The organism is Streptomyces carminius, assembly GCF_002794255.1.
Classification (GTDB): Bacteria; Actinomycetota; Actinomycetes; order Streptomycetales; family Streptomycetaceae; genus Streptomyces; species Streptomyces carminius.
Genome location: NZ_PGGW01000011.1, coordinates 120,332 through 146,157, shown reverse-complemented (window position 1 = coordinate 146,157; position 25,826 = coordinate 120,332). Strand labels below are relative to the sequence as shown.

Here is a 25,826-nt window from a genome sequence, read left to right as displayed (position 1 = left end):
TCTCCCTCCGGGTCCCGGTGCAGGTCAGGGGCGTGGACACGTCGGTGATCCGGTTGGTTCTCATCGCCCCGCCGGTACCCGCCGACTCCCGGCGGAAACGCGCCCCGTGCCCCGGCCACACCCGTTCGCCCCGTTTCGGGGGTGGGGTCAGGGGTACCCCGGCGCCTGCGCCCGACACGGGGGAAGGCCGGTGGAGGCCGGTGGAGAGCACGGAGCAGCGAGCCGGGCGCGGCCAGCCGTACACGAGCAGGAGGACCCAGGTGACCTTCAACCCCCTGGAACAGCGCGGTATCCCGCTGGACCGGCAGATCCGCAACTGGCGCGAACTGAACGTCGAGCCGATCGACCCCAACCACGCCGACCCCTACACCCGCTGCCGCATCATCACCATGAACGGCATCGAGGTCGAAGCGATCATGTTCAGTCACCACTTCGCCCGGGTGTGCCCGGACATGGAGGTGAAGCGGAAGCTGGCGGAGGTCCGGTACACCGAGCAGCAGCAGCAGAAGACCGTCAACTGGCTGCTGCCGGGGTTGTCCTCGGTGCTGGAGACGACGATCGCCTACGAGCAGGTGGCCGTCGACCTCACCGCCTGGGTCGCCCGGATGGAGCCCGACCCGTACCTCAAGCAGGCGTACCAGTTCGGCGTCCTGGAGGACTTCGACCATCTGTACCGGTACTCGAACCTGTACGAGATGATCGAGCACCGCAAGGCCGAGAAGATCGTCGACCAGCTCACCGAGGTCATCCCGGGCCGGCCGACGAAGTACCACCACCGGCACCCGGCCGACAACGTCCGCGAGCCCTACGACCGGCAGCGGGCCGACCCGCTCTCCAAGCTGCACGCCCTGACGATCATGTCGGCGGAGCAGCAGACCATGAACTTCTACATGAACGTCGGCCCCCAGTACATGGAGCCGATCGCCCGGCAGCTCTACCAGGAGATCGGACTCATCGAGGAGGAGCACGTCACGCACTACGAGTCCCTGGTGGACCCGGGCGAGACCTGGTGGGAGCGGCTGGTCAACCACGAGTACAACGAGTGCTACCTGTACTACTCCTTCATGCAGCAGGAGAGCGACCCGAAGGTCAAGGCGATCTGGGAACTGCACCTGAACATGGAGCTGGAGCACCTGCACATCGCCTGCGACCTGATGCGGCGGCACGACGGACGTGAACCCGAGGAGGTCCTGGCGCCCGCCCTGCCCAACGTCCTGACCTTCGAGCCCAACAAGCAGTACCTCCGGGAGCTGCTGGACACCCAACTGGACCTGACGACGCTGGGCGCGGGCTACGTGCGCGAGGCCCACGAGCGCTTCGAGCGGATGCAGGAGCAGATCCACGGCGGTGAGGAGCCGCCGAGCGAGCAGGTCATCGACCGGCACCGGGAGATGTTCGGGGGCGAGTACCGGCTGAGCACCGAGGGCGAGCACCCGGACCCGGCGCTGCGCGAGCACCAGCGGACCTGACCCCTCACCTGGCCTCCGGCGCCCCACGCCCCCGACACGCCGGGGCCGCCGCCCTCCGGGAGGGCGGCGGCCCCGGCCGCGGTACGGCACCGGACGCGGGTGCCGTACCGCGCCTGGCAGCACCCGCCCTCAGTGCCCGCCCATGACCTTGCGCACGGCGTCCCGGGCACGGTCGGCCACGGCGGCGAGCGGACCGACCGCCAGGTTCTCCGCGGCGGTCTCCGCACCGGGATGCGGACGGGTGGGGGCCGTCGCCTCCGCCGCCCTGAGCGCCTTCGCCATGGTGCGGAGCCGCTCGGGTTCGGTGTTGCGGCTGATCTGGATGAACTCGTAGCGCTCCTCGGCGCGCGCGTGCGACTCCACGTCGTGCCGCAGTGCCGCCAGCCGGGGCATGAACTCCGGGCTGTCCGGGTCCATGTCCTCCATGTCCTTCAGCGTCTCCTTGGCCTTCTTCTCCTCCGCCAGGCGGTCCTCCACCACCGCCTCACCACCGTCGATGCTGCGCCGGGCGTAGGGGTGGATCACCTCCTCCTCGGCGGTCTCGTGCACCGCCAGCAGGCGCACCAGACGGTGGAAGGCGTCCCGCCGGGCATCGCCCTCGGTCGCCTCCACCTCGTCGAAGAGGTTCCTGATCTCGCCGTGCTGCCGCATCAGCAGCGCCACTGCGTTTTCTTCGTTCCCGCCGTTCCCGCCGCTGCCGTCGCCGCTGATCCCGCCCAGTTCCTGCTGCCGTTCCGCCACGTGGGTTCCCTTCGTGAGTCGGTGTCCGCCGGACGTCGCCGGTGCGGCCGCTCGCGGTACCCGTGGGTCCGCCCCGGAAAACCCGGCCGCTCGTTTCACCACCCGGTCCGGGGGTACGCACACTGCCGTGACCAGGGACGGAAGCGCCGGAGGACTGACCATGGGGGTCGAGGAGGAGTTCCTCCTGACCGACCCGACCACCGCACGCACCGTGCCCGCCGCACAGGCGGTGCTGCGCCGCGCCCACCAGGAGGCGTCCCCGGCCGACGGCTCCGGGTGCAAGGCCGAGTTCCTCGCCAGCCAGGTGGAGTCCGCCACTCGGGTGTGCACCTCGCTGGAGGAGCTGCGCCACGTGCTGGCGGCGGACCGCGCCCGGCTGGTGGACGCCGCCCGGGAGGAGGGCCTGTACCTGCTGTCCGCCGGCTCGGCACCGCTCAGCGACGGGCGCGTCCCGGTGGCCGACGGGGAGCGGTTCCGGCGCATCTCGGAGCGGTTCGCCGACATCGTGGACGACTACCAGGTCTGCGGCTGCCACGTCCATGTGGGGGTGCCCGACCGGGAGACCGCGGTGGCCGTGGTCAACCGGGTTCGTCCCTGGCTGCCGACCCTGCTGGCGCTGTCGGTGAACTCGCCCTTCTCGCACGGTCTGGACCGCGGATACGCCAGTTGGCGCATGATGGAGCAGTTCCGCTTCCCCGCCGCGGGCATCCCGCCCCGCTTCCCCGACGCCGCCGCCCATGACGCCGCGGTCGGGCGGCTGGTGTCCTGCGGTGCGCTCATCGACGACCGGATGAGCTTCTGGCTGATGCGCCCCTCCCCCTGGCTGCCCACCGTGGAGTTCCGGGTCGCGGACGCGGCGGCCACCGTCGACGACGCCGTGCTGCAGGCCGCGCTCGGGCGGGCCCTGGTGCGCCGGGCCCTGGCCGAGCTGGCGGCGGGGCTGCCCGAGCCGGAACTGGACGAGGGGACGGCCCGCGCCGCGGTGTGGTCCGCGGCGCGGTACGGGACGGCGGGCGACGGGGTGGATCCCGTCACCCGCACCCGGGTGCCGGCCGCCGACCTGGTCGGCGCCCTGCTGCGGCATGTCGCGCCCGCCCTGGAGGAGACCGGCGACACCGGGACCGTACGGCGGCTGCTGGACGCGGTGCGCCGGGACGGCACCGGTGCCGAGCGGCAGCGGCGGGCCTGGGCGCGGGGCGGGCCGCGGGCGGTGGTGGAGCTGCTGGCTTCACTGACCGACGCGCGGGCACACGACCAGGCATGACGACCGGTTCTCTTTCCCCGAGCCCCACGACCGCCGTGGACAGCGCCCTGACCAGCGCCGACACCGCGGCGCTCCCCGAGGCGCGCGGCGCGCTGAGCGCCGCGGTGCTGGACGCCCTGACCGGCCCGCCGGGCGCGGGCGGCGGGCCGGTGGGTTTTCCCTCCGTCCAGGACCCGGCGGTGGCGGACGCCGATCCGTACGGCGATGATCTGCAGCTGGCCCTGTACCTCTGCTACGAGCTGCACTACCGGGGCTTCGCGGACGTGTCACCCGACTGGGAGTGGGACCCGGACCTGCTGCGGCTGCGCGCCGCCCTGGAGCGGGTCTTCCTGGCCGCGCTGCGCCGCGACACCGGCAGCGACGGCGACGGCGACGGCGACGGCGGCAGCGGCACCTCCTCCGACTCCGATGTGGCCGCCGCGCTGGACCCGCTGCTGATACAGCCCGCCGAGGGCGGCGGGGTGTCGGACTTCCTGCTGCGCGAGGGCCAGTGGTGGCAGATGCGCGAGTACTTCGCACACCGCTCGGTCTACCACCTCAAGGAGGCCGATCCGCACGCCTTCGCCATCCCCCGCCTCGACGGCCAGGCCAAGGCGTCGCTGGTGGCGGTGGAGTACGACGAGTACGGCGGTGGCCGCGGCGAGCGGGTGCACGCGCGGCTCTTCGCCGACCTGCTGGCGGGCGCCGGGCTGGACCCGTCCTATCTGGGCTACCTGGACCGGGTGCCCGCCCCGGCGCTGGCCACGGTGAACCTGATGTCGCTGTGCGGGCTGCACCGGTCGCTGCGCGGCGCGCTGGTGGGCCACTTCGCCGCCGCCGAGATCAGCACCGCGCCCAGCGCCCGGAAGATGGCCCGGGTGCTGGAGCGGCTGGGTGCCGACGAGCGGTGCGTGCTGTTCTTCACCGAGCACATCGAGGCGGACGCCGTCCACGAGCAGGTGATGCGCCGGGACGTCATCGGCGATCTGCTGGCCCGTGAGCCGCACCTGGCCGCCGACGTGGTGTTCGGGATCAGGGCCACCGAGCTGCTGGAGGAGCGGCTGGCGGAGCACCTGCTGGGCGCCTGGCGCGGCGGCGACTCCTCGCTGCGGCGCCCGCTGGACGCGCCGCCTGCGGGCTGAGGCCGCCCCGCGCTCCCGGCGCCGGAAAACCCGGTGCCGGGAACGCGGGCCGCTGCCAGAATGCCTCTCGCCGGAGAGCCCGGACACGGAGGCGGAGGACATCCATGGGGTACGTGCTGGAAGCGGTGGTCGCCCGCGAGGAGCCACTGCGGGCCGCGGCGGCGGGCATCGCCGCCGCGCGGACGGTGCCGCTGCGTCAGGGGCTGGCGCTGCTGCCCATGACGGACGAGCTCTTCGGCGTCCTCTCCCCCGGCGGCACCGCGGGTCCGGAAGCCCGTCCGCCGGGCTTCCGCAAGCTGCCCGGCGGCTTCGACCGCACCCTCACCCGCTGGTCCGCCACCGGTCCCGTCGCCTACGCCGAGGCCGATTTCTTCGGTGGTGACGGCGAGCAGCGCGCCGCCGTGTGGGACGCCGGCGCTCTGGTGCTGGGGCCGCTGCACACGGCCGAGGGCGACCCGTTCCCCGCCGCGGGCAGTCCGCTCTCCCAGGCCCTGCGGCGGCTGGGGGCGGTGTGCGACGCGGAGTCCTTCGACGAGTTCGCGGCGGTGGGGCTGGGGCGGCACCGGCACACCCGGGACTGGGCCGGTCCGGCACGCTGAGCGGGATGCCGCCAAGCCGTCCGCCGGTCCCGGTGAGGAGTCCCCCCATGAGCACACCGTCCGCCCCGCGCCCTGTCCCCGGGGACGCTCCGGTGGCGGACTGCGCCTTCTGCCTCATCGGCCGGGACGAGGCCGACACGGAGCTGGTCGGGTACCGCTCGGGGAACGTCCGCGCCGTCCCGAACCTCATGCGGCGGGAGAACAACCCCGGCCACACCGTGGTCCTGCCGGTGGCCCATGTGACCGCGCTGTACGAGGCGCCGCCCGCCCTCCTCGCCGAGCTCTTCGGAGCCGTCGCCGCGTGGCGTCCGCCGTGCGCGAGGCGTACGGGGCGGTGGGCAGCACGGTCGCGCAGAACAGCACCGCGCCCGGCCAGGTCTTCCACCACCTGCACGTATCGGTGATCCCGCGCTTCGCGGGCGACGCGTTCCGGATCCCGGAGCCGGAACTGGCCGAGGAGTCCCGGGAGACCCGGCTGGCGCGGGCCGCCGCGCTGCGGCGGGTGCTGCGCCGGGAGGGGCGCCGGGAGGGGTGCGGCGGACCGGCGCGGCAGCCGGCGCCGTCAGGTGTCCCGGCCCGGTTCCACGTCCTGCTCCTTCCCCGCGGCGGCCGGACGGGGACGGCGCTCCCGGCGGCGGTGGCTGGTGTCGCACCACGGGTAGCGCTGGCTGCGGCGGCAGACGCACACGGCCACCACGAAGCGGTCCGAGCGGGCGGTACGGCCGTCGGGGAGCTCGACCTCCACCGGCCCCTCGATCAGCACCGGCCCCTCGGGGTCGACCACCACACGCCGGGCACGCCGGTCCGCGGGCTCCGCCACGGGTTCCACCACCGTCTCCTCCGCCGGGTCACGGGCCTCAGGGGAGGTCGCCACGGACCACCACCAGCTCCTCGGTGCGCTGCCCCGGGGCGATCAGCCCCCGTTCCTCCAGCCAGGCGGCGCGTCGGCGCAGCACCGGGCCGAAGGGGATGACGGCCCGGGCCACCACCGAGGACTTCATCCCCCGCTCGCGCAGCATGGCCAGGGTGGTCTCGGTGCCGCACAGCCCGGAGTGGACCAGCAGCAGCGCCCCGCCCGGCACCAGCAGCTCCGGCGCGCTCCCGCACAGCCGGTCCAGCACGGTGCGGCCGTCCGGGCCGGCGTCCCAGCACAGGGCGGGGCCCCGGCGGGGCAGCTCCGCGTTCGGCGAGGGCACGTACGGCGGGTTGGCGAGGACCACGTCGAAGCGTCCGCCCCGGGCCGCCTCGGTCACGGCGTCGGCGAGGTCGCCGCGCCGCACCCGCAGCGGCAGCCGGTGCAGCCGGGCGTTGCAGCGGGCGGCGAGCACCGCGCGGGGCGAGGCGTCCAGCGCCACCGCCTCGGCGGCGCCCATCCGCAGGGCGGACATGGCGAGCACTCCGGTGCCCGTGCACAGATCGAGCACGCGGGCGCGGGGGGCCAGTGCGGCGTCCCGCAGCGCCTGCCGCAGCAGCCAGGTGTCGTCCTGCGGCGCGTAAACCCCGGGGGGCCTGAGCAAGAACATGGCCACCGAATACCTCGTTTGCCGCAGAGCTAACACGACCGCGGGTGTGGTCGGGTGTGGTGACGCCACGGGACTGGCCGCCCCGCTCGCGGGTACCCGTCCGGTTCCCTACCCGGAGGTGAAGTCTGATGAAGGCAGTGGTCTGGCACGGTCGGGGCGACGTACGGGTGGACGAGGTGCCCGATCCGGTGATCCAGGAGCCCACGGACGCGATCGTGCGCGTCACCTCGTCCGGGCTGTGCGGCTCGGACCTGCATCTGTACGACCCGCTCACCCCCTTCATGACGGAGGGTGACATCCTCGGGCACGAGCCGATGGGTGTGGTGGAGGAGGTCGGGCCGGAGGTGCCGAACCTCTCCCCCGGCGACCGGGTGGTGATGCCCTTCCAGATCGCCTGCGGCTCGTGCTTCATGTGCTCCCAGAACCTGCAGACCCAGTGCGAGACCACCCAGAACCGCGAGTACGGCACGGGCGGCTCGCTCTTCGGCTACACCAAGCTCTACGGGCAGGTGCCCGGCGGCCAGGCCGAGTACCTGCGGGTGCCGCAGGCCCACTACGGGCCGGTCAAGGTGCCCGAGGGACCGGCGGACGACCGCTTCCTGTACCTGTCGGACGTGCTGCCGACGGCCTGGCAGGCGGTGGCGTACGCGGACGTCCCCGAGGGCGGCACCCTGACGGTGCTGGGCCTGGGTCCCATCGGTGACATGGCGTGCCGGATCGCGCTGCACCGGGGTGCCTCGAAGGTGATCGGCGTCGACCTGGTGCCCGAGCGCCTGGAGCGGGCCCGGGCGCGCGGCGTGGAGGTGCTGGACCTCACCGAGCACGGCGCCGAGGGGGTCGCCGACGTCATCCGCGACCGGACCGGCGGGCGCGGCACCGACGCGGTGATCGACGCGGTGGGCATGGAGGCCCATGGCAGCGCGGTGGCCGAGGCGGCGCAGAAGTCGACCAAGCTGCTGCCGAAGAAACTCGCCGAGAAGCTGATGACCACGGCGGGGGTGGACCGGCTCGCCGCGTTCCAGCTCGCCGTCGACGCCGTGCGGCGCGGCGGCACGATCTCGCTCAGCGGTGTCTACGGCGGGATGTCCGATCCGCTGCCGATGCTCACCCTGTTCGACAAGCAGATCCAGTTGCGCATGGGGCAGGCCAACGTGCGGCGCTGGGTGCCGGACGTCCTGCCGCTGCTGACGGACGAGGACGTGCTGGGCGTGGACGGCTTCGCCACCCACCACGTGCCGCTGGCCAAGGCCCCGGAGGCGTACGAGATGTTCCAGAAGAAGACCGACGGCGCGGTGAAGGTCGTCTTCCAGCCCTGATCCCCGCCCCGGTGCCCCGGCGCCGTCCGGGCGGTGCCGGGGCGGGGATCAGGACCGCCTGCTTCCCCGCCCCGGTGCCCCGGCCCGTTCGCGCCTGCGGCGGGCGAGTACGACCAGCAGATCCACCAGCCCCAGCACGGTCAGCACCGCGCAGATCCAGGCCAGCGTGCGCAGTGAGTCCGGGGCCGGCGCGTCGCCCGGATCGGCCCGGGAGGCCCAGACGGCGAAGAACACCGTCCCGGCCAGGAACACCGGGGTGTACACCAGGGACAGCAGCAGCCGCAGTCCCAGGGCGCTGCGGGCGGTCACGGGCTCGGTGCCGGTCCGGGACCGGCCGGGGATCTGCATGGTCGGCGCACCTCCTGACGGGATGCCGGGCCGGGTACCCGGCCCGGCATCCCGTCATGCCCGTCCGTGCCCGCCTCCGCCCGGACCGGCGCGGCACCGTTGCCCCGGCCCGCCGCGGCTGACAGGGTTTCCCGTCGTCTGAGCGTCCCCGGGAGACCACGGAGGCTCCATGCCCGCCCGATCCCTTTTCCCTCCTCGCTCCTTCCCCGCCTTTCCCGTCCCGTTCCGCCGCGGCCCGGCCCCGGTCCTGACGGCGGCAGTGGTCCTGGCCCTCGCCCTGGCCCTGCTGCTGCCACCGTCCGCGACGGCCGGCACCGCGACCGACGCGGGCCGCAGACCGCCCGCCGTCCCCGTCGCCACCGGCCACGGCGGCGCCGTCGCCAGCGTCAACCCCTACGCGTCCCGGGCCGGTCTGGAGGTGTTGCGCGCGGGCGGCAACGCGGTGGACGCCGCGGTCGCGACCGCGGCGGCGCTCGGTGTCGTCGAGCCCTACTCGGCGGGCATCGGGGGCGGCGGCTACCTCGTCCACTACCAGGCCCGCACCGGACGGGTGCACACCCTCGACGGGCGGGAGACCGCCCCGGCCGCCATGCGGCCGGACGCCTTCCTCGACCCGGCCACCGGCGAGCCGATCCCCTTCGGCGAGGCGGTGAACTCGGGCCTGTCGGTGGGGGTGCCGGGTACGCCCGCCACCTGGGAGGTGGCCCTGGAGCGCTGGGGCACCGTCCCGCTGGCGGCGGCGCTGCGGCCGGCCACCCGGATCGCCGAGCGCGGCTTCACCGTCAGCCCGGAGTTCCGGGCCCAGACCGAGCTGAACGAGGACCGCTTCCGGGACTTCACCCCCACCGCCGAGCTGTTCCTGCCCGGCGGGGAGCCGCCCGAGGTCGGCTCGGTGTTCCGCAACCCCGATCTGGCCGGCACCTACCGGCTGCTGGCCCGCAAGGGCACCGACGCACTCTACGAGGGGCCGCTGGCCCGCGAGATCACCCGTACGGTGCAGCACCCGCCCGTCGCGCCGGACGCGGACCGCACGGTGCGGCCCGGGCTGATGACCGCCGCCGACCTGGACCGCTACCGCGTGCTGTTCCAGGAGCCGACGAAGGTGGACTACCGGGGTGTGGAGGTGTACTCCATGGCCCCGTCCTCCTCCGGCGGCACCACGGTCGGCGAGGCGCTGAACATCCTGGAGAACTTCGACCTGGCCGGGATGGACCGCGCCGGGGCGCTCCACCACTACCTGGAGGCGAGCCGGCTCGCGTACGCCGACCGCAACCGGTGGGTGGGCGATCCGGCGTTCTCCGAGGTGCCGACCGAGGAGCTGCTCTCGGACCGGTTCGCCAAGGAGCGGGCCTGTCTGGTCGACCCGGACCGGGCGCTGCCCGGCCCGGTGGCGCCCGCCGACCCGAGGGCTCCCGGCTCCGGGGAGTGCGCGGCCGGACCCGGCGGCCCCGAGCCGTACGAGGGCCCGTCCACCACGCATCTGGTGACGGCGGACCGCTGGGGGAACGTGGTGTCCTACACGCTGACCATCGAGCAGACCGGCGGCTCGGCGATCACCGTGCCCGGCCGGGGCTTCCTCCTCAACAACGAGCTCACCGACTTCGACTTCACTCCGCTGTCGCAGGAGGTGGACGGGCCGAACCTGCCCGGTCCGGGCAAGCGGCCGCGCAGCAGCATGGCGCCCACGATCGTGCTGGACGACGGCCGCCCGCTGCTCGCGCTGGGCACGCCGGGCGGGTCCACCATCATCACCACCGTGCTGCAGACCCTGGTGAACCGGCTCGACCTGGGCATGACGCTGCCGGAGGCGGTGGCCGCGCCCCGGCTCTCGCAGCGCAACACCGCCGACACCCTGGCCGAGCCGGACTTCCTGGACTCCGCTCCCGAGCGCGCGGCGCTGGAGGCACTGGGCCACCGGTTCGTCCTGCCGCCGCAGGCCTTCACCCCCGCGCCGGAGATCGGGGCGGTCGCCGCGCTGGAGGTGCTGGGCGGCGGCCGGTACCAGGCCGTCGCCGAGCCCGAGCGGCGCGGCGGGGGCTCGGCGGTGGTACTGCGTCCGGCCCGCCGCTGAGCTCCCCGCTCAGCCGTTCACGGCTCGTGTCCCCGGCCGTTCCCGGCGTCCCCGCGGTCCTCCGGCTCCCCGGTGGGGGATCCGGGGTCCGGGTCCGGGTCCGGGAGCGCGAGCCGTCCGGCCAGCTCGTCGGTGAACAGGGTGCGCCGGTCCACCGCGCCGGTGCGGTAGGCGACCCGGCCGATGACCTGACCGGTGACGGGTACGGTGAACAGCTGGAAGAAGGCGATGAGCAGCAGCAGGCCCGCGTACGGGGCGGGCACCCGGAGGGCCGCGCCGAGCAGGCTCAGCAGCACCCCCAGGGTCTGGGCCTTGGAGGAGGCGTGCAGCCGGGTGGCGGTGTCCGGGAAGCGCAGCAGCCCGACGGCGCCCAGCAGGCAGAAGGCGGCCCCGGCCAGCAGCAGGACGGCCGAGACGGTCTCCAGCACGGTCTCCGGCACCCCGGCCGACAGCATGACCGAGGACATGTCCGAAGACGTGGCCGGCAGCGTCCTCATCGCAGGTCCTCCCGCTCCTCGACAAGCCGGGCGGCCGTCATCGAGCCGACGAATCCCAGCAGCGCCAGCACGATCAGCACGGGCACGAACATGACGTAGTCCCATACGGCCACGGCCACACAGGTACCGGCGATGACCAGGGTCACCAGGACCTCCACCGCCACGATCCGGTCCAGGGCCCGCGGTCCGCGGGCCAGCCGGACCAGCACCAGCAGCCCGGCAGCCGAGAGCAGTGCCAGGGCGATGACCGCGACGACGTTCACCGCTGCTCCTTCCCGTCGTGTACGTCCCCGTCCGGGGCGCCTCCGCCCCGCCCGCCGGGGGCCAGGGCGCGCCTCACCCGGCGTTCGGCACTCGCGACGTCCCCGCGCTGCGCCTCGGCCTCCGCCGCGTCGCGCACGGGCAGCGAGTGGATGTAGAAAAGCCGTTCCCCGCGGTCGATCTCCAGCACCATCGACCCCGGTGTCATCGTGGTCAGATGGGACGCGGCGGTGATCAGCAGGTCGGTGTCCACCCGCAGCGGCGCCTCCAGCACCGCCGCCCGCACCCGCGGACCGCGCAGCACCGCCTCCCGCGCCACGATGAGGGCCGAGCCGGTCAGGTCCACCAGCAGATGGCCGGCCATGGCGACCACCCACAGCGGGTGCACCGCCAGCCGGTGGGTGATCGGCGGCAGCGGGAAGAGGAGGACCACCAGCAAGGCCACCAGCAGCCCACCGAGGATCACGACGGGGCTCACCGATCCCCACAGCACGACCCACAGCAGCCACAGCCAGCCGGCCACCGGCCAGCGGAGCCACGCCTGGTGCCACAGTCCGGCGGAAGCGGTACCCGGCGACCGCCCTTCCCGTACCGGTGTCATCGGTCCTCCCGGTCCCGCTCGCTGTCTTTGCCGGCGCTCTCCCCCAGCACGGCCTCCCGGTAGGCGTCCCGCTCCAGGAGGTCCGCCGCGGCACGTTCGCTGACCCGGGCCAGCGGCCCGGCGCACACCGCGACCAGCACACCGGTCAGCACCGCGCCGGTCGTGGCGCCGAGCATCAGCCGGATGCCGGTGCCCCGCCGGTGCCGGGCGGGCGGCTTGTCGGGGCCGGCGGCGAACGCCGCCCGCCACACCCGGGCCATCGCGTACAGCGTCAGCAGACTGGTGACCAGGGCGGCGGCCAGCAGGGCGAGGACGGCCGCGCCGCCGAGCTCCACCCCGGCGCGCAGCAGGGCGAGTTTCGCGACGAAGCCGGAGAGCGGGGGGATTCCGGCGATGCTGAGGCCGGACACCAGGAAGAGCGCCGCCAGCAGCCCCGGGGGCGGGGCGGCCCGGGCCAGTCTCGACAGTGCGGCGGTGCCGCTCCAGTCCGCCACCAGGCCGGCGATCAGGAACAGCGCGGCCTGCACGGCGATGTGGTGCATGGCGTAGAGGATGGTGCCGGCCAGCCCGGCGACGGTGTACAGCGAGAGCCCGAAGAGCATGTAGCCGATGTGGCTGACCAGCACGAAGGACAGCAGCCGGTTGAGGTCCTGCTGGGCGACCGCGCCCAGCACGCCCACCAGGAGGGTGAGCGCTCCCGCGATCAGCAGCGGGGTCCAGGGCTCGGTGCGCGGGAAGAGTAGCGTCTGGGTGCGCACCATGGCGTACAGGCCGACCTTGGTCAGCAGTGCGGCCAGCACCGCGGTGATGGGCGCCGGTGCCGTCGGATAGCTGTCCGGCAGCCAGAAGTGCAGCGGCACCACGGCCGCCTTGATGCCGAACACGATCAGCAGCAGCAGGCTGAACACGGTCCGCAGACCGTCCGGCAGAGCGGGTATGCGCTCGGCGAGGTCGGCCAGGTTGACCGTGCCGGTGGCCGCGTAGACCAGTCCCACGGTGGTGAGGAAGAGCAGCGACGACAGCAGGCTGGTGATGGTGTACGTCATCCCGGCCCGGATGCGGCCCTCGTCGGCGTCCAGGTTGATCAGCACGTAGGAGGCGGCGAGCATCAGCTCGAAGGCCACGAAGAGGTTGAACAGGTCGCCGGACAGGAACGCCAGGCCCACCCCGGCCACCAGCAGCAGGTAGGAGGGGTGGAAGGGCGCGTGGATCGGGTCGCCGCCCTCGGCGGTGCCCTGCCCGATGGCGAAGACCAGCACCGCCAGCGACACCGCCAGCGCCACCGTGAGCAGCAGCGTCGACAGCCGGTCGGCCACCAGGGCGATCCCGGCGGGAGCCGGCCAGCCGCCGACCTCCAGCACCAGCGGGCCGCGGCGGTCGGCGAGCACCAGCAGGACCACGGCGTCGGCCAGGACGGCCACGAGCGCGCCGGTGCCCAGCAGCCGCTGGGCACCGGCGCTGCGCCACACGGCCAGGGACAGTCCGGCCGCCAGTACCGGCAGCAGGACGGGGGCGACGAGCAGCCAGCCGGTCACCGCCGCGCCTCCTCGTGCCGTTCCGTCCACCGCGTCCGCTTCCCCAGCCTGCGGTCCTCGACGTCGTCGCGCACCTCGTCGTGGCCGCGCAGTTGCCAGCCGCGGTAGACCAGGGCGAGCAGCAGCACGGTGACGCCGAAGGTGATGACGATGGCGGTCAGTGCCATGGCCTGCGGCAGCGGGTCGGCGAACGCCCCGGCGCCGCCGTCCCCGGCTCCGGTGATCGGTGGCCTGCCCGGTGGGCCCGCGGCCAGCAGCACCAGCAGGTTGGTGGCGTGTCCGAGTACCAGGAAGCCGAACAGCAGGCGCATCAGGGAGCGCTGCAGCAGCAGATGGAGGCCGACGGCGAACAGCCCGCCCACCACCACGGCGCTCGTCAGGTCGAGGGTCGTCATCGGTCGCGGCTCCCGTGGTCGTCGTGGGCGGAGGCGGTGGACTCGGTGGTGGACTCGGTGGCGGGGGCATCGGGCGCGTCGGGCGCGTTGTCCGGTTCCCGGGTGGCCTCCTGGAGGGAAACCTGGGCCGGTCCGACGGCGGACAGCAGTTTCAGACACACACCGAGGACCAGCAGGTAGACGCCGGTGTCGAAGAACACGCTGGTGGCCGTCTCCAGATGGCCGAGCAGCGGCAGCGTCCCGGCCAGGGGCGCGGCGGACAGCGGCGCGCCACCGAAGGCGACCGGGGCCAGCCCGGCGGTGGCGGCCAGGGCCAGCCCGGCACCCGCCAGGACCCGGGGGTCGACCGGCGCGGCGAAGGCGGTGTCGGCCCGGCCGCCCACCAGGTAGCGCAGGGCGAAGGCCTGCCCGGCCACCAGTCCCCCGGCGAAGCCGCCGCCGGGGCGCAGGTGCCCGGAGTAGAGCAGGTAGACCGAGAGCACCAGGACGGACGGGAACAGCAGCCGGGTGACGACCTCCAGCAGTATCGAGCGGTCGTGGTCGGGCAGTTCCTCCGCCTCCGGCAGCCACCGCTCGCGCGGCACGCCCCAGCGGGCGGTGAGCGGATGGCGGTCCGCGGCGGGCGGTCTGGCCCCGGGCTCCGGCGGACCGGTCTTCCCCTTCCGGGCCGGGACGGCGATCAGCGCGCCCACCCCGATCGCCGTCACCATCAGCACGGCGATCTCGCCCAGGGTGTCCAGCGCGCGGAAGTCGACGATGATCGCGTTGACGATGTTGTGGGAGCCCGCCTCCTTCACGTGCTCCGTGTAGTAGGCGGACACCGCCGGATCCCGGCGGGCCGCCGAGGCGGCCATGGTGAGCAGTCCGACCAGCACGCCGGTGGCCGAGGCCACCACCAGCCGCAGCCGGCGGGCACGGCGGGTGCCGGGCCGGAAGCCGAAGTCGGCCGGCAGCCCGCGCAGTACCAGCACGATGATCACCAGGGTCAGTGTCTCGACGAGGAACTGGGTGAGCGCCAGGTCCGGTGCCCCCTGCACCAGGAAGAGTCCGGCGACCCCGTAGCCGACCGCGCCGACCAGCAGGGCGGCGGAGAGCCTGCGCCGTACCCGGGTCAGCACCACGGCTGCGGCCAGCACCACCACGCCCAGCGGCACCTGGACGGCCGAGGCCCACAGCGGCGGGGCGGGCACCGTGACGTCCCGCAGCAGCAGGGCGGTGCCGGGCACCGCCAGCACGGTCACCAGCAGCACGGTGAGGTAGACCGGCAGGGAGCCGACCTGGGTGCGGCGGGTGAACCCCACGGCGGTCCGGTCCAGGCCGCGTACCGCGCGGGCGTAGCCCTCCTGGGCGTCGGGCCGCCGGGCGGGCAGCCGGTCCCCGGCCCGGCCGAGGGCGGGGAGCGCGCGGTACAGGAGGAGCCCGGCGGCCAGGGTGACGGCGGTCAGCGCCAGGGAGGGGGTCAGGCCGTGCCAGAGCGCCAGGTGGTACGGCTTCTGTTCCGCCGTCAGGGTGTCGGCGTAGGGCTCGGTGAGCGCGGTGGTGCCGGGATACCACACGCCCAGCGCCAGGGCGGCCGACACCAGGGCCGCGATGGGCACCGCCATGCCCAGGGCCCGTTCGGCGGCCGGATCGCCGGCCGGGGTGGCCGGCACCCCGGGCTTGGCGGCGAAGGCGCCCCACAGATAGCGGGCGGAGTACGTCACGGTGAGCGCCGAGCCGGCGAGCAGGGCGGCCAGGATCCATGCCCCGCCCGCTCCGGAACCGTGCCGGGCCGCCTCCCAGAAGGTGTGCAGATACGTCTCGTGCCCCAGATAGCCGGCCAGTGGCGGCAGCCCGGCCATGGAGGCGGCGGCGAGCGCGGCGAGCGTCAGCAGCACCGGCCTGCGCCGGCCCACCCCGGACAGCCGGTCGATCTCGCGGGTGCCGGTGTGGTGCTCCACCAGTCCGGTGGTGAGGAACAGCGCCGACTTGAAGGTGGCGTGTGCCAGCAGCATCACCGCGCCGGCCAGCGCGGCGTTGCGGGTGCCGTAGCCGAACAGGGCGATGAGCAGGCCGAGTTCGCTGATGGTGCCGTACGCCAGCACCCGTTTGAGGTCCTTCTCCCACAGCGCCCGCCAGGCGCCGAACAGCAGGGAGGCCAGGCCGACGGTCAGGACCAGGGGCCGCCAGGGCACGGTCTCGGCGAAGCCCGGGGCGAGCCGGGCCACCAGGTACACGCCCGCCTTGACCATGGCGGCGGCGTGCAGATAGGCGCTCACGGTGGTGGGCGCCACCATCGCGGCGGGCAGCCAGCCGTGCAGCGGAAGCTGCGCCGACTTGGTGAACGCCCCGAGCAGGACGAGCACCAGCGCGGCGGGCACGTACCCCCCGCTCGGGGGGTCGGCGACCAGTTCCGAGATCCGGTAGGTGCCCGCGGACTCGCCCAGCATCACGAAGCCGAGCAGCATCGCCAGTCCGCCGCCGGTGGTGACCACCAGGGCCTGCTCGGCCGCCGCGCGGTGCTCCCGGCTCCGCCCGCGGCCCGCGATCAGCAGGAACGACACCACGGTGGTCAGTTCCCAGAAGACATACAGGACCAGCAGGTTGTCAGCGGTGACCAGGCCGAGCATCACCCCGGCGAAGACGAGCAGCAGCCCGGACTCGCGGCCGTGCCCCTCCTCGGTGTAGCGGGCGCCGTAGACCAGCACGGCGGCTCCGACCCCGGCGACGACACACACCATCAGCAGGGAGAGGGCGTCCAGCCGGAGGACCACCTCCAGTCCCAGTGAGGGCGCCCAGCCGAAGCGCTCGACGGGCGCGTCGCCGTCCAGGACGCCGGGCGCCCGCGCCGCGGCCCAGGCCAGCGCCGCCAGCGGCACCACCGCCGCGACCGCCCAGACGGCGCGGCCGATCCGCCTGGCGAGAACGGGGAGGACGGCGGCCACGACGGCATGGGCGGCGATCAGAACCAACAAGGGCACTCCTGACGTAACCACGCGGATGCGCACAGAACGGTACCCACATCGCGCGGTTCATGCCTCCGCCCGCGACGCGCCGTCAGTGATCCGCCTGCCCGTGCGCCTGCCCGCGCATTCCCAGCGACTCCTCCAGTTCCCGGATGCGCTCGTCGAGCCGTTCGGCCCGGAGCGCGCGCTCGTACGGGGTGGGCGAGGGACGCCGGGTGATCACCAGGGTGGCGCAACGGTAGAAGAGGTAACCGGGTATGACGACGGGCCAGGCGAACCCGTACAGGAAGCCCGTGGTGGCGGCCACCGACTGGCCCTGCTCGCGGAAACGCTCCACCGGGTCCTCGTCGGTGTGCCAGTCGCGCTCCTGCTCGATGATCCGGGCGCGTTCCATGCCGTACGCCACACGGGCCGTCAGCAGGGCCACCGTCAGATAGCCCAGGAACATCAGCAACAGCACCAGGAGGCTGACCAGCATGCCGTTCCTCCCTCCTTCCGGTTCTTCGCGGTACCCGTGACGGAGGGACGGAAACACCGGTTGTGTCCGGTTTCGATGCACCCGGATGAGGTAACCGACGCGCGTGCTTGCCCTGGAGAAGGAACTGCGGAGAAGAGTGAAGGGCGAGGTCCGGTTCGATGCCGGTACCCGGGCCACCTACGCCACCGACGCGTCGAACTACCGGCAGACACCGCTGGGGGTGGTGCTGCCCGAAGCGGTGGACGACGCCGTGGCCGCGCTGGAGGTGTGCCGGGAGCACGACGTGCCGGTGCTCTCCCGGGGCGGCGGCACCAGCCTGGCCGGCCAGTGCTGCAACACCGGTGTCGTACTCGACTGGAGCAAGTACTGCCGGCGGCTGGTCTCCGTCGACCCCGGCAGCCGCACCTGCGTGGTGGAGCCGGGGATCGTGCTGGACGAGCTGAACCGGCTGCTCGCGCCCCACGGGCTGCAGTACGGGCCGCGCCCCGCGACCCATCCCAACTGCACGCTGGGCGGGATGATCGGCAACAACTCCTGCGGCTCGACGGCCCAGTGGTACGGCAAGGTCTCGGACAACATCCGGCGCCTGGAGGTGCTCACCTACGACGGGCTGCGGATGTGGGTGGGCCCCACCGGCGAGGAGGAGCTGGCACGGCTGTGCGCCGAGCCGGGACGCCGGGGGGAGGTCTACCGGGGGCTGGTAGCGCTGCGCGACCGCTACGCCGGGCTGACCCGCGAGCGCTTCCCCGACATCCCCCGGCGGGTGTCGGGCTACAACCTGGACGCGCTGCTGCCGGAGAACGGCTTCGACGTCGCCGGGCTGCTCGTCGGTTCGGAGTCCACGCTCGTCACCGTGCTGCGGGCCGAGCTGGAACTGGCCGACGTGCCCGGGCACACCGCCATGGCGGTGCTCGGCTTCCCCGACGCGGCGACGGCCGCCGACCACGTACCGGCCGTCTCGGAGCACGGACCGCACGCGCTGGAGGGCGTCGACGACCGGCTGGTGTGGTTCGAGGAGCTCAAGGGGCTCAACCCGGCCGGCCGCGAGATGCTGCCCGGCGGCGGCTCCTGGCTGATGGCGGAGTTCGCCGCCGACACCCGGGAGGAGGCGGCCCGCCGGGCCCGGTCCCTGGTCGACGCCTTCCCCGAGGCGACCGACGCCACCTGGTACCACGGGAGCGGGCCCAAGCACGCACTGTGGAAGGTCCGCGAGGCCGGGCTCGGCGCGACCGCGCACGTACCGGGGCTCCCCGACACCTGGGAGGGCTGGGAGGACTCGGCCGTACCGCCCGACCGCGTCGGCGACTACCTGCGGGACCTCAGCGAGCTGTTCCGGGAGTTCGGCTACGGCGATCCGGCCGTCTACGGGCACTACGGGCACGGCTGCCTGCACACCCGCATCCCCTTCGACCTCACCTCCGCCGAGGGCGTCGCCACCATGCGCGCCTTCGTCGAACGCGCCGCCGACCTCGTGGTGTCGTACGGGGGCTCGCTCTCCGGCGAACACGGCGACGGACAGGCCCGCGGCGAGCTGCTGGAGAGGATGTTCGGCCCCGAGGTCGTCCGGGCCTTCGAGGAGCTGAAGGGGATCCTCGACCCGGGCAACCGGATGAACCCGGGAAAGGTGGTCTTTCCCGCGAAGCTGGACCAGCATCTGCGGCTGGGCGCGGACTTCCGGCCCCGTGAGCCGGAGACCGCCTTCTCCTACCCGCACGACGAGGGAAAGTTCAGCGGGGCCGCCCTGCGCTGCGTCGGGGTCGGCAAGTGCCGCTCGCTGGAGGGCGGGGTGATGTGCCCCAGCTACCGGGCCACCCGCGAGGAGGAGCACTCCACCCGTGGCCGGGCCCGGCTGCTGTTCGAGATGGTGGACAACTCCGGGCCGATCGGGGACGGCTGGCGCTCGAAGGAGGCGCACGACGCCCTCGACCTCTGTCTGGCCTGCAAGGGCTGCAAGAGCGACTGCCCGGTCAATGTCGACATGGCGACCTACAAGGCCGAGTTCCTGCACCACCACTACGCGGGCCGCCTGCGGCCGGCCGCGCACTACTCCATGGGCTGGCTGCCCGCCCTGGCCCGGCCGGCGGCCCGGCTGTCCGGTCTGGTCAACGCCGTCACCCGCACGCCGCTGCTGGAGCGGGCCGCCAAACGGCTGGGCGGCATCGCCCCCGAGCGCGAGCTGCCGGTCTTCGCCGACGAGACGTTCACCGACTGGTGGCGGGCCCGCGGCGGGACCCGCGGCGGCGGCCGGCGGGGCGAGGTGGTGGTGTGGCCCGACACCTTCACCAACTTCTTCCACCCGGCGGTCGGACGGGCCGCGGTGGAGGTCCTGGAGGACGCCGGCTTCCATGTGAGGGTCCCGGACGCGGCGGTCTGCTGCGGGCTGACCTGGATCTCCACCGGCCAGCTGACGGTCGCCAAGCGAGTGCTGCGGCACACCGCTCAGGTGCTCCGGGAGGATCTGCGGCGCGGCGTCCCGGTGGTCGGCCTGGAACCGAGCTGTACGGCCGTCTTCCGGGCGGACGGCCCCGAGCTGCTCCCGGACGACCCGGACATCGGACGGCTGAAGCGGCAGACCCGCACCCTGGCCGAGGTGCTGACCGAACGCGCGCCCGACTGGGAGCCGCCCCGCCTGGACCGCTCCGCCGTGGTCCAGCCGCACTGCCACCAGCACGCCGTCCTCGGCTTCGACGCCGACCGGGCACTGCTGGAGCGCGCCGGGGTGGACGCGTCGGTGGTGGAGGGCTGCTGCGGTCTGGCGGGCAACTTCGGTTTCGAGCGCGGCCACTACGAGGTCTCCGCCGCCTGCGCCGAGCACGCGCTGCTGCCCGCGGTGCGCGAGGCGGACGCCGGTGCCCTGGTCCTCGCCGACGGCTTCAGCTGCCGCACCCAGACCGAGCAGTCGGACACCGGCCGCGCCCCGCTGCACCTGGCGGAGGCGCTGGCCGCCGGGCTGCGGGAGCGGTGCGGCACGGTCGACGCGGCGGGCACGAGAAGCAGTGCGGCGCCGGAACCGGAACGGACCGCGCCGCCGTCCCGGGCACGGGCCGCGGCGACGGTCGCGGCGGCGGCAGTGGTGTCGGCGGGCGCGGTGGCGGGCGCGGTGGCGGGCGCGGTGGCGGGCGCGGTCTCGGCGGCGGCGGCCGTACGGCGGGCGCTGCGCGGCACCGCGGGCCGCGCCCGCTGAACCGCACCCGCCGGACGCCCCGCGACGCCCCTGCGGGCGCGCACCGCCCCGGCCGCCGCAGCACCCCGGCCGGGGTACCCCGGGACGAACCCGGCGGCCGGAGTGCGGGCCGGGCCGCAGCGGTGCCGCCGCGGCCCGTCACCGCACCCGGTGGCGTTCCAGCCGGTCGGCGCGCAGTGTCAGCCCGTGCCCGGAGCGGGAGCGGTCCGGGCGCAGGGCACCGCCGGGGCCGGGGGCGAGCACGCCGTCGAAGAGCGCCTCCTCGATGCGCACATGGTCGTGGAAGTACTCCAGGTGCCGCAGCCGGGGCGCGGCGGCGCACGCGTGCGCGCTCAACTGCGGCGCGCAGTGCGCCGACAGGCCGATGCCGTGGGCGTCGCACAGCGCGGCGACGGCACGGAAGCCGGTGAACCCGCCGCAGCGGGTGACGTCGGCCTGGAGGCAGTCCACCGCCCCCGCTTCGAGCATGCGGCGGAAGTACGGCAGGGTGAAGCCGTACTCCCCCGCCGCGATGTCCAGGCCCGCCGGACCGCGGTCGCGCAGCAGCCGCAGCCCTTCCAGGTCGTCGGAGGAGACCGGTTCCTCCAGCCAGGTGACGCCCGCGTCGCGGAGGCGCCCGGCGTGGTCCAGGGCCTGCTTGCGGGTCCAGGCGCCGTTGGCGTCCGCGTACAGCTCGGCCGAGTCGCCGATCGCGGCACGGGCCGCGCGCACCCGCTCGGCGTCCGCCGCGTCGTCGCGTCCGACCTTCATCTTCACCCGGGTGACCCCCTCCTCGACCCAGCCGGCGAGCTGCTCGGCGACCTCGGCCGGACCGTAGGAGGTGAAACCGCCGCTGCCGTAGACGGGAACGGCCTCGTGCACCGCGTCCAGGGCGGTGGCCAGGGAGACGCCCAGCAGCCTGCTCTTGAGGTCCCACAGGGCGGTGTCCACGGCCGAGACCGCCAGCGCGCCCATCCCCGGGTAGCCGGCGTTGCGCAGCGAGCGGTGCAGCACCGACCAGACGTGCCCGGGCCGCAGCGCGTCGGCGCCCGTCACCAGCGGCGCGAGCCGGGTGTCGATCAGTTCGGCGGTGGCCCGCTGGGCGTAGGTCCAGCCCGTGCCGGTGTGCCCGGCGGCACGCGCCTCCACCAGGACGACGGTGGTGGAGTCCCACTCCAGGGTGCCGTCGGACTCCGGGCGGTCGGTGGGGACCGTCCAGACGCGGGTGCGGACCTCCTCCACCGGCGGCCCGCCGCCCTCCTGCGCTGTCGCGGGCATTCGGCCCTCCTTCCGGTCGCTCCTTGCGGTGCTTCGTCTCCGCCGCCGGGTGCCCGGCGTTTGGCGCGGCATGCTGCGGGCACTGGCGCACACCGCGTGATGTCCCGCGGTGGAGAGGGCTGTTCATGTTCCTGTCGAGAAGACGAGCACGCTGGAGGGCGAAGGTACGGAAGGCGGAGTGGCGCGGCTACGGCTCGGTGGACGGACGGCTGCCGGTCTCCGAGGCCGCCCGGGGACTGCTGCGCAAGCCCTTCCCCGACCACTGGTCGTTCCTGCTGGGGGAGTTGGCCCTGTACAGCTTCGCGGTGCTGCTGCTCACCGGGGTCTACCTCACGCTGTTCTTCGACCCGAGCATGGCCCAGACCACGTACACCGGCTCCTACGAGCCGCTGCGGGGTACCCGGATGTCCGAGGCGTACGCCTCCACGCTGGACATCAGCTTCGACGTGCGCGGCGGGCTGCTGGTGCGGCAGGTGCACCACTGGGCGGCGCTGCTCTTCGTCGCCTCGGCCGCCGTGCACATGCTGCGGGTCTTCCTCACCGGGGCGTTCCGCAGGCCGCGCGAGGTCAACTGGGTGATCGGGGTGACCCTGTTCGTGCTGGCGATGGTGGAGGGCTTCAGCGGCTACTCGCTCCCCGACGACCTGCTGTCGGGGACGGGGCTGCGGATCGCCCACGGGATCATGCTGTCCATCCCGGTCGTCGGCACCTATCTGGCCTTCTTCGCCTTCGGCGGCGAGTACCCCGGGGAGGAGATCATCCCCCGGCTGTACTCGCTGCACATCCTGCTGGTGCCGGGGCTGCTGGTCGGGCTGATCACCCTCCATCTGATCCTGGTGGTCTACCACAAGCACACCCAGTGGGCCGGTCCGGGCCGCACCGGCCGCAACGTCGTCGGACAGCCGATGGTCCCCCAGTTCGCCACCAAGTCCACCGGTCTGTTCTTCCTCGTCACCGGGGTGCTGGTGCTCGTCGCCGGCCTGTTCCAGATCAATCCGGTGTGGGCGTACGGCCCCTACCGCACCGACAAGATCTCCTTCGGCTCCCAGCCCGACTGGTACATCGGCTTCCTGGAGGGGTCGCTGCGGCTGGTGCCGGCGATGGAGACCACGCTGTGGGGCCACACGATCGCGTGGAGCGTGCTGCTGCCCGCCGTGGTGCTGCCCGCCGTGCTGTTCCTGCTGCTGTACCTGTACCCGTTCTTCGAGAGGTGGGTGACCGGCGACAGCCGGGAGCACCACCTGTGCGACCGGCCCCGCGACCGGCCGGTGCGCACCGGTCTGGGGGCCGCCGGCGCCACCTTCTACGCGGTCCTGCTCCTCGCCGGGGGCGACGACGTGATCGCCCATGTGCTCCACGTCTCCCTGAACGGGCTGGTGTGGGTGACCCGGGTGGCCCTGGTGGTCGCCCCCGTGCTCGCGTTCCTGGTCACCAAGCGGCTCTGCCTGGCGCTGCGGGACCGGGACGCCGAGCGGCTGGCCGAGGGCGAGCCGACCGGGGAGGTCGTCCAGTCGGTCGAGGGCGCCTTCCACCCGGGCCACCGGCCGCTGCCCGAGCAGGAGCGCTACACGCTGCTGGCCCGGGCCCGGGAGTTGCCGCGGCCGATGGCGGCCGACGGGGACGCCGGGCCGGTACGGCGGCTGCGGACGCGGCTGAACCACTGGTACTACCGGGACGCGTACCGGCAGCGGCTGGCCCGCGAGGAGCGGGAGGTGCGCGAACTGCCGCCGCACGCCCCGGGGGAACTGGACCCGTACGAGCCCGGGGCCTCCTCCCGGGACTGAGCGGACCGGAGGCGGACGGGACCGGGGGCGGAAGCCACGCGGGAGACGCGCGGTGACGGCACCCCTCCCGGCCTCCGGCCCGCGCTCAGCCCCTCCTGGCGTACTGGAAGACGAACCCGAACACCCCGGCCGCCAGCACCCCGAAGCCCATCAGGAACAGCCACAGCCCGAACACCACCCCGGCCCCCAGCAGGGTGGCCCCGAGCGCGGTGACGACCGGCCAGGGGCTGCCGTCGGGGAAGAAGTCCAGCGGTCCCGCCCGGTCGGCGATCTCACCGTCGCGCCGGTCCTCCGGGCGCCCGCCGTGCCTGCGGTGCTGGACACCGAGGAAGAGGGCGACCATGGCGGCCATCAGGAAGGCGACGACCAGGGCGGCGGTCCCGGCCGCGTCGTCGGAGAGCAGCCCGTAGCCGACGGAGATCAGCGCGAAGAACAGCGCCACACCGCCGAAGAGATAGGTCTCGGCCTTCATCGTTCCTCCTGCCTCCCGCCGTGCCGTGTGTGCCGTTCGTGCCGCCGTGTCACTGTCCGCCCGCGTCCGGCGGCTCCAGCGGCTTGCGCTGCTCCTGCGAGGCGATCCCCGGATGGTGCAGGTGGAAGGCCGGGGACTCGGAGCGGACGCGCGGCAGGGTGGTGAAGTTGTGCCGGGGCGGCGGGCACGAGGTGGCCCACTCCAGTGAACGGCCGTACCCCCAGGGGTCGTCACCGGGGGCCTTGTCCCCGTACCGGGCGGTCCACCACACGTTGTAGAGGAACACCAGGGTGGACACTCCCAGGATCGCCGAGCCGACCGTGGAGACCAGGTGGAGGGCGGTGAAGCCGTCGGCCTCCAGGTAGTCGGAGTAGCGGCGCGGCATGCCGAACTGGCCCAGCCAGTGCTGGACCAGGAAGGTGATCTGGAACCCCACCAGCGTCAGCGCGAAGTGGATCTTCCCCAGCCGCTCGTTCAGCATCCGCCCGGTGAACTTGGGCCACCAGAAGTAGAAGCCGCCGAACATGGCGAACACGACGGTGCCGAACAGCACGTAGTGCAGGTGCGCCACCACGAAGTAGGTGTCGGTGGTGTGCCAGTCCAGCGGCGGGGAGGCCACGATGACACCGGTGAGGCCGCCGAGCAGGAAGGTGACCAGGAAGCCCAGCGCCCACAGCATCGGCGTCTCGAAGCTGAGGGAGCCCTTCCACATGGTGCCGATCCAGTTGAAGAACTTCACTCCGGTGGGCACCGCGATCAGGAAGGACATCAGGGAGAAGAACGGCAGCAGCACCGCTCCGGTGGCGAACATGTGGTGCGCCCACACCACCGCCGAGAGCATGGTGATCGCGATGGTCGCGCCGATCAGGCCGATGTAGCCGAAGATCGGCTTGCGGCTGAAGACCGGGATGATCTCGGTGATGATCCCGAAGAACGGCAGGGCGACGATGTAGACCTCCGGGTGGCCGAAGAACCAGAACAGGTGCTGCCACAGGATCGCCCCGCCGTTGGCGGGGTCGAAGATGTGCGAGCCGAGGGTGCGGTCGGCCTGCAGGGCCAGTAGCGCGGCGGTCAGCACGGGGAAGGCGATCAGTACCAGGATCGAGGTGAACAGCACGTTCCAGGTGAAGATCGGCATCCGGAACATCGTCATGCCGGGGGCGCGCAGGCAGATGATCGTGGCGATGAAGTTGACCGCGCCCAGCACCGTGCCCAGCCCGGCCACCACCAGTCCCATGGCCCACAGGTCGGCGCCGAGGGTCGGGGTGTACTCCTCCCGGTTGAGCGGGGCGTAGGCGAACCAGCCGAAGTTCGCGGCGCCGGCGGGGGTGAGGAAACCGGAGAGGACCAGCAGCCCGCCGAAGAGGAACAGCCAGTAGGTGAGGGCGTTCACCCGGGGGAAGGCCACGTCGGGGGCGCCGATCTGCAGCGGCATGACGGCGTTGGCGAACCCCGCGAACATCGGGGTCGCGAACAGCAGCATCATGACCGTGCCGTGGATGGTGACGAGCTGGTTGTACTGGTGGTTGTTCAGCATCTGGAGTCCGGGCGCGGCCAGCTCGGCCCGCATCAGCAGGGCCATCACCCCGCCGGCCAGGAAGAAGCCGAAGGCGGTGGTGATGTACAGGTTGCCGATCACCTTGTGGTCGGTGGTCGTCAGCCAGCGCAGCAGCGCCCGGCCGAACCCCGTGCCGGTGCCCCCCGCCGGCGTGCGGGTCCCCTCTCCTCCCCGTACCTCGTCCACATCGGTCATGGCTTTCCGCACTCTCCTGCCCGCTGTCCCGCTGTCCCGTGGCCGGGTACCGCGTAACCCGCCGCACGGTGACCAAACGGGTGCATCCGGTGGGCAGGCCGCCGGAGCCCGCCGGGCGCGCCGTTTCCCCCCTGTGCGCGGGGGTACTCCGCCCTCCGCCCGGCGGGTACCGGGACGGCGCGGAACCGGGCGGCGGACGCGGCCCGGCGGTG

23 protein-coding genes are annotated in these 25,826 nt (G+C 73.6%); 9 read left to right on the top strand and 14 right to left on the bottom strand.

Annotation, left to right across the window (positions count from 1 at the left end):
* The first annotated feature begins 260 nt into the window (after positions 1 to 260).
* Positions 261 to 1,469, top strand: coding sequence for a hypothetical protein (locus CUT44_RS03600; RefSeq protein WP_100200645.1), 1,209 nt, complete (start codon positions 261 to 263; stop codon positions 1,467 to 1,469).
* 129 nt (positions 1,470 to 1,598) lie between these two features.
* Here CUT44_RS03600 and CUT44_RS03595 read toward each other — a convergent pair whose 3' ends face one another.
* Positions 1,599 to 2,180, bottom strand: a complete 582-nt coding sequence (locus CUT44_RS03595) for a hemerythrin domain-containing protein (protein ID WP_269846163.1) — start codon at positions 2,178 to 2,180, stop codon at positions 1,599 to 1,601.
* A gap of 157 nt (positions 2,181 to 2,337) precedes the next feature.
* Here CUT44_RS03595 and CUT44_RS03590 point away from each other — a divergent pair, with 157 nt between their 5' ends.
* The 4 genes from CUT44_RS03590 (at position 2,338) to CUT44_RS03575 (ending at position 5,598) form a co-directional block, all read left to right on the top strand.
* A complete protein-coding gene (locus tag CUT44_RS03590) occupies positions 2,338 to 3,474 on the top strand; it encodes a carboxylate-amine ligase (protein ID WP_199185589.1) in 1,137 nt (378 codons plus the stop codon).
* Positions 3,471 to 4,595, top strand: coding sequence for an iron-containing redox enzyme family protein (locus CUT44_RS03585; RefSeq protein ID WP_100200643.1), 1,125 nt, complete (start codon positions 3,471 to 3,473; stop codon positions 4,593 to 4,595). The genes CUT44_RS03590 and CUT44_RS03585 overlap by 4 nt, the downstream gene beginning before the upstream one ends.
* 104 nt (positions 4,596 to 4,699) lie before the next feature.
* Positions 4,700 to 5,194, top strand: a complete 495-nt coding sequence (locus tag CUT44_RS03580) for a hypothetical protein (protein ID WP_100200642.1) — start codon at positions 4,700 to 4,702, stop codon at positions 5,192 to 5,194.
* 47 nt (positions 5,195 to 5,241) lie between these two features.
* On the top strand, positions 5,242 to 5,598 hold the full coding sequence (locus CUT44_RS03575; protein WP_199185588.1) for an HIT family protein: 357 nt from the start codon (positions 5,242 to 5,244) through the stop codon (positions 5,596 to 5,598).
* A gap of 158 nt (positions 5,599 to 5,756) precedes the next feature.
* On the opposite strand, the gene CUT44_RS03570 is transcribed toward CUT44_RS03575, so the two are convergent.
* Positions 5,757 to 6,068 carry a CDGSH iron-sulfur domain-containing protein gene (locus CUT44_RS03570; RefSeq protein ID WP_100200641.1) on the bottom strand — a complete coding sequence of 104 codons (312 nt, stop codon included), beginning with the start codon at positions 6,066 to 6,068 and terminating at the stop codon, positions 5,757 to 5,759.
* Positions 6,052 to 6,717: a HemK2/MTQ2 family protein methyltransferase gene (locus tag CUT44_RS03565; protein WP_100200640.1), complete on the bottom strand. Its 666-nt coding sequence runs from the start codon at positions 6,715 to 6,717 to the stop codon at positions 6,052 to 6,054. Before CUT44_RS03565 ends, CUT44_RS03570 begins: the two co-directional genes overlap by 17 nt.
* Before the next feature lie 128 nt (positions 6,718 to 6,845).
* On the opposite strand from CUT44_RS03565, the gene CUT44_RS03560 reads away from it, so the two are divergent.
* Complete coding sequence (locus CUT44_RS03560) at positions 6,846 to 8,033, top strand: zinc-dependent alcohol dehydrogenase (protein WP_100200639.1); 1,188 nt, start codon at positions 6,846 to 6,848, stop codon at positions 8,031 to 8,033.
* 48 nt (positions 8,034 to 8,081) lie between these two features.
* On the opposite strand, the gene CUT44_RS03555 is transcribed toward CUT44_RS03560, so the two are convergent.
* Positions 8,082 to 8,381 carry a DUF6343 family protein gene (locus CUT44_RS03555; protein ID WP_100200638.1) on the bottom strand — a complete coding sequence of 100 codons (300 nt, stop codon included), beginning with the start codon at positions 8,379 to 8,381 and terminating at the stop codon, positions 8,082 to 8,084.
* Positions 8,382 to 8,550: 169 nt separating this feature from the next.
* Between CUT44_RS03555 and ggt the strand changes: the two genes are divergently transcribed.
* Entirely contained in the window at positions 8,551 to 10,452 is a 1,902-nt protein-coding gene (gene ggt / locus CUT44_RS03550) for a gamma-glutamyltransferase (RefSeq protein WP_100200637.1), read from the top strand.
* 17 nt (positions 10,453 to 10,469) lie between these two features.
* On the opposite strand, the gene mnhG is transcribed toward ggt, so the two are convergent.
* The 7 genes from mnhG to CUT44_RS03515 form a co-directional block, all read right to left on the bottom strand.
* The gene (mnhG, locus tag CUT44_RS03545) at positions 10,470 to 10,949 is read right to left on the bottom strand and encodes a monovalent cation/H(+) antiporter subunit G (RefSeq protein WP_233221199.1); all 480 of its coding nucleotides are present in this window, start codon (positions 10,947 to 10,949) and stop codon (positions 10,470 to 10,472) included.
* Entirely contained in the window at positions 10,946 to 11,212 is a 267-nt protein-coding gene (locus CUT44_RS03540) for a monovalent cation/H+ antiporter complex subunit F (protein ID WP_100200636.1), read from the bottom strand. The genes mnhG and CUT44_RS03540 overlap by 4 nt, the downstream gene beginning before the upstream one ends.
* Positions 11,209 to 11,811: a Na+/H+ antiporter subunit E gene (locus CUT44_RS03535; RefSeq protein WP_100200635.1), complete on the bottom strand. Its 603-nt coding sequence runs from the start codon at positions 11,809 to 11,811 to the stop codon at positions 11,209 to 11,211. The genes CUT44_RS03540 and CUT44_RS03535 overlap by 4 nt, the downstream gene beginning before the upstream one ends.
* On the bottom strand, positions 11,808 to 13,346 hold the full coding sequence (locus tag CUT44_RS03530; protein WP_100200634.1) for a Na+/H+ antiporter subunit D: 1,539 nt from the start codon (positions 13,344 to 13,346) through the stop codon (positions 11,808 to 11,810). The genes CUT44_RS03535 and CUT44_RS03530 overlap by 4 nt, the downstream gene beginning before the upstream one ends.
* On the bottom strand, positions 13,343 to 13,741 hold the full coding sequence (locus tag CUT44_RS03525; RefSeq protein ID WP_100200633.1) for a Na(+)/H(+) antiporter subunit C: 399 nt from the start codon (positions 13,739 to 13,741) through the stop codon (positions 13,343 to 13,345). The genes CUT44_RS03530 and CUT44_RS03525 overlap by 4 nt, the downstream gene beginning before the upstream one ends.
* Positions 13,738 to 16,695, bottom strand: coding sequence for a Na+/H+ antiporter subunit A (locus CUT44_RS03520; protein WP_100200632.1), 2,958 nt, complete (start codon positions 16,693 to 16,695; stop codon positions 13,738 to 13,740). Before CUT44_RS03520 ends, CUT44_RS03525 begins: the two co-directional genes overlap by 4 nt.
* A gap of 82 nt (positions 16,696 to 16,777) precedes the next feature.
* Positions 16,778 to 17,164, bottom strand: a complete 387-nt coding sequence (locus CUT44_RS03515; RefSeq protein WP_100200631.1) for a hypothetical protein — start codon at positions 17,162 to 17,164, stop codon at positions 16,778 to 16,780.
* Between the two features lie 103 nt (positions 17,165 to 17,267).
* Here CUT44_RS03515 and CUT44_RS03510 point away from each other — a divergent pair, with 103 nt between their 5' ends.
* On the top strand, positions 17,268 to 20,348 hold the full coding sequence (locus CUT44_RS03510; RefSeq protein WP_100200630.1) for an FAD-binding and (Fe-S)-binding domain-containing protein: 3,081 nt from the start codon (positions 17,268 to 17,270) through the stop codon (positions 20,346 to 20,348).
* 138 nt (positions 20,349 to 20,486) lie between these two features.
* Here CUT44_RS03510 and CUT44_RS03505 read toward each other — a convergent pair whose 3' ends face one another.
* Positions 20,487 to 21,605, bottom strand: coding sequence for an enolase C-terminal domain-like protein (locus tag CUT44_RS03505; protein WP_100200629.1), 1,119 nt, complete (start codon positions 21,603 to 21,605; stop codon positions 20,487 to 20,489).
* Positions 21,606 to 21,730: 125 nt separating this feature from the next.
* Here CUT44_RS03505 and qcrB point away from each other — a divergent pair, with 125 nt between their 5' ends.
* Positions 21,731 to 23,389, top strand: coding sequence for a cytochrome bc1 complex cytochrome b subunit (gene qcrB / locus CUT44_RS03500; protein ID WP_100200628.1), 1,659 nt, complete (start codon positions 21,731 to 21,733; stop codon positions 23,387 to 23,389).
* 85 nt (positions 23,390 to 23,474) lie between these two features.
* Here the strand turns inward: qcrB and ctaF are convergent, their stop codons facing one another.
* Both ctaF and ctaD read right to left on the bottom strand, forming a co-directional pair.
* Positions 23,475 to 23,861: an aa3-type cytochrome oxidase subunit IV gene (ctaF, locus tag CUT44_RS03495; protein WP_100200627.1), complete on the bottom strand. Its 387-nt coding sequence runs from the start codon at positions 23,859 to 23,861 to the stop codon at positions 23,475 to 23,477.
* A gap of 49 nt (positions 23,862 to 23,910) precedes the next feature.
* Complete coding sequence (gene ctaD, locus CUT44_RS03490) at positions 23,911 to 25,614, bottom strand: aa3-type cytochrome oxidase subunit I (protein ID WP_100200626.1); 1,704 nt, start codon at positions 25,612 to 25,614, stop codon at positions 23,911 to 23,913.
* Positions 25,615 to 25,826 lie beyond the last annotated feature (212 nt).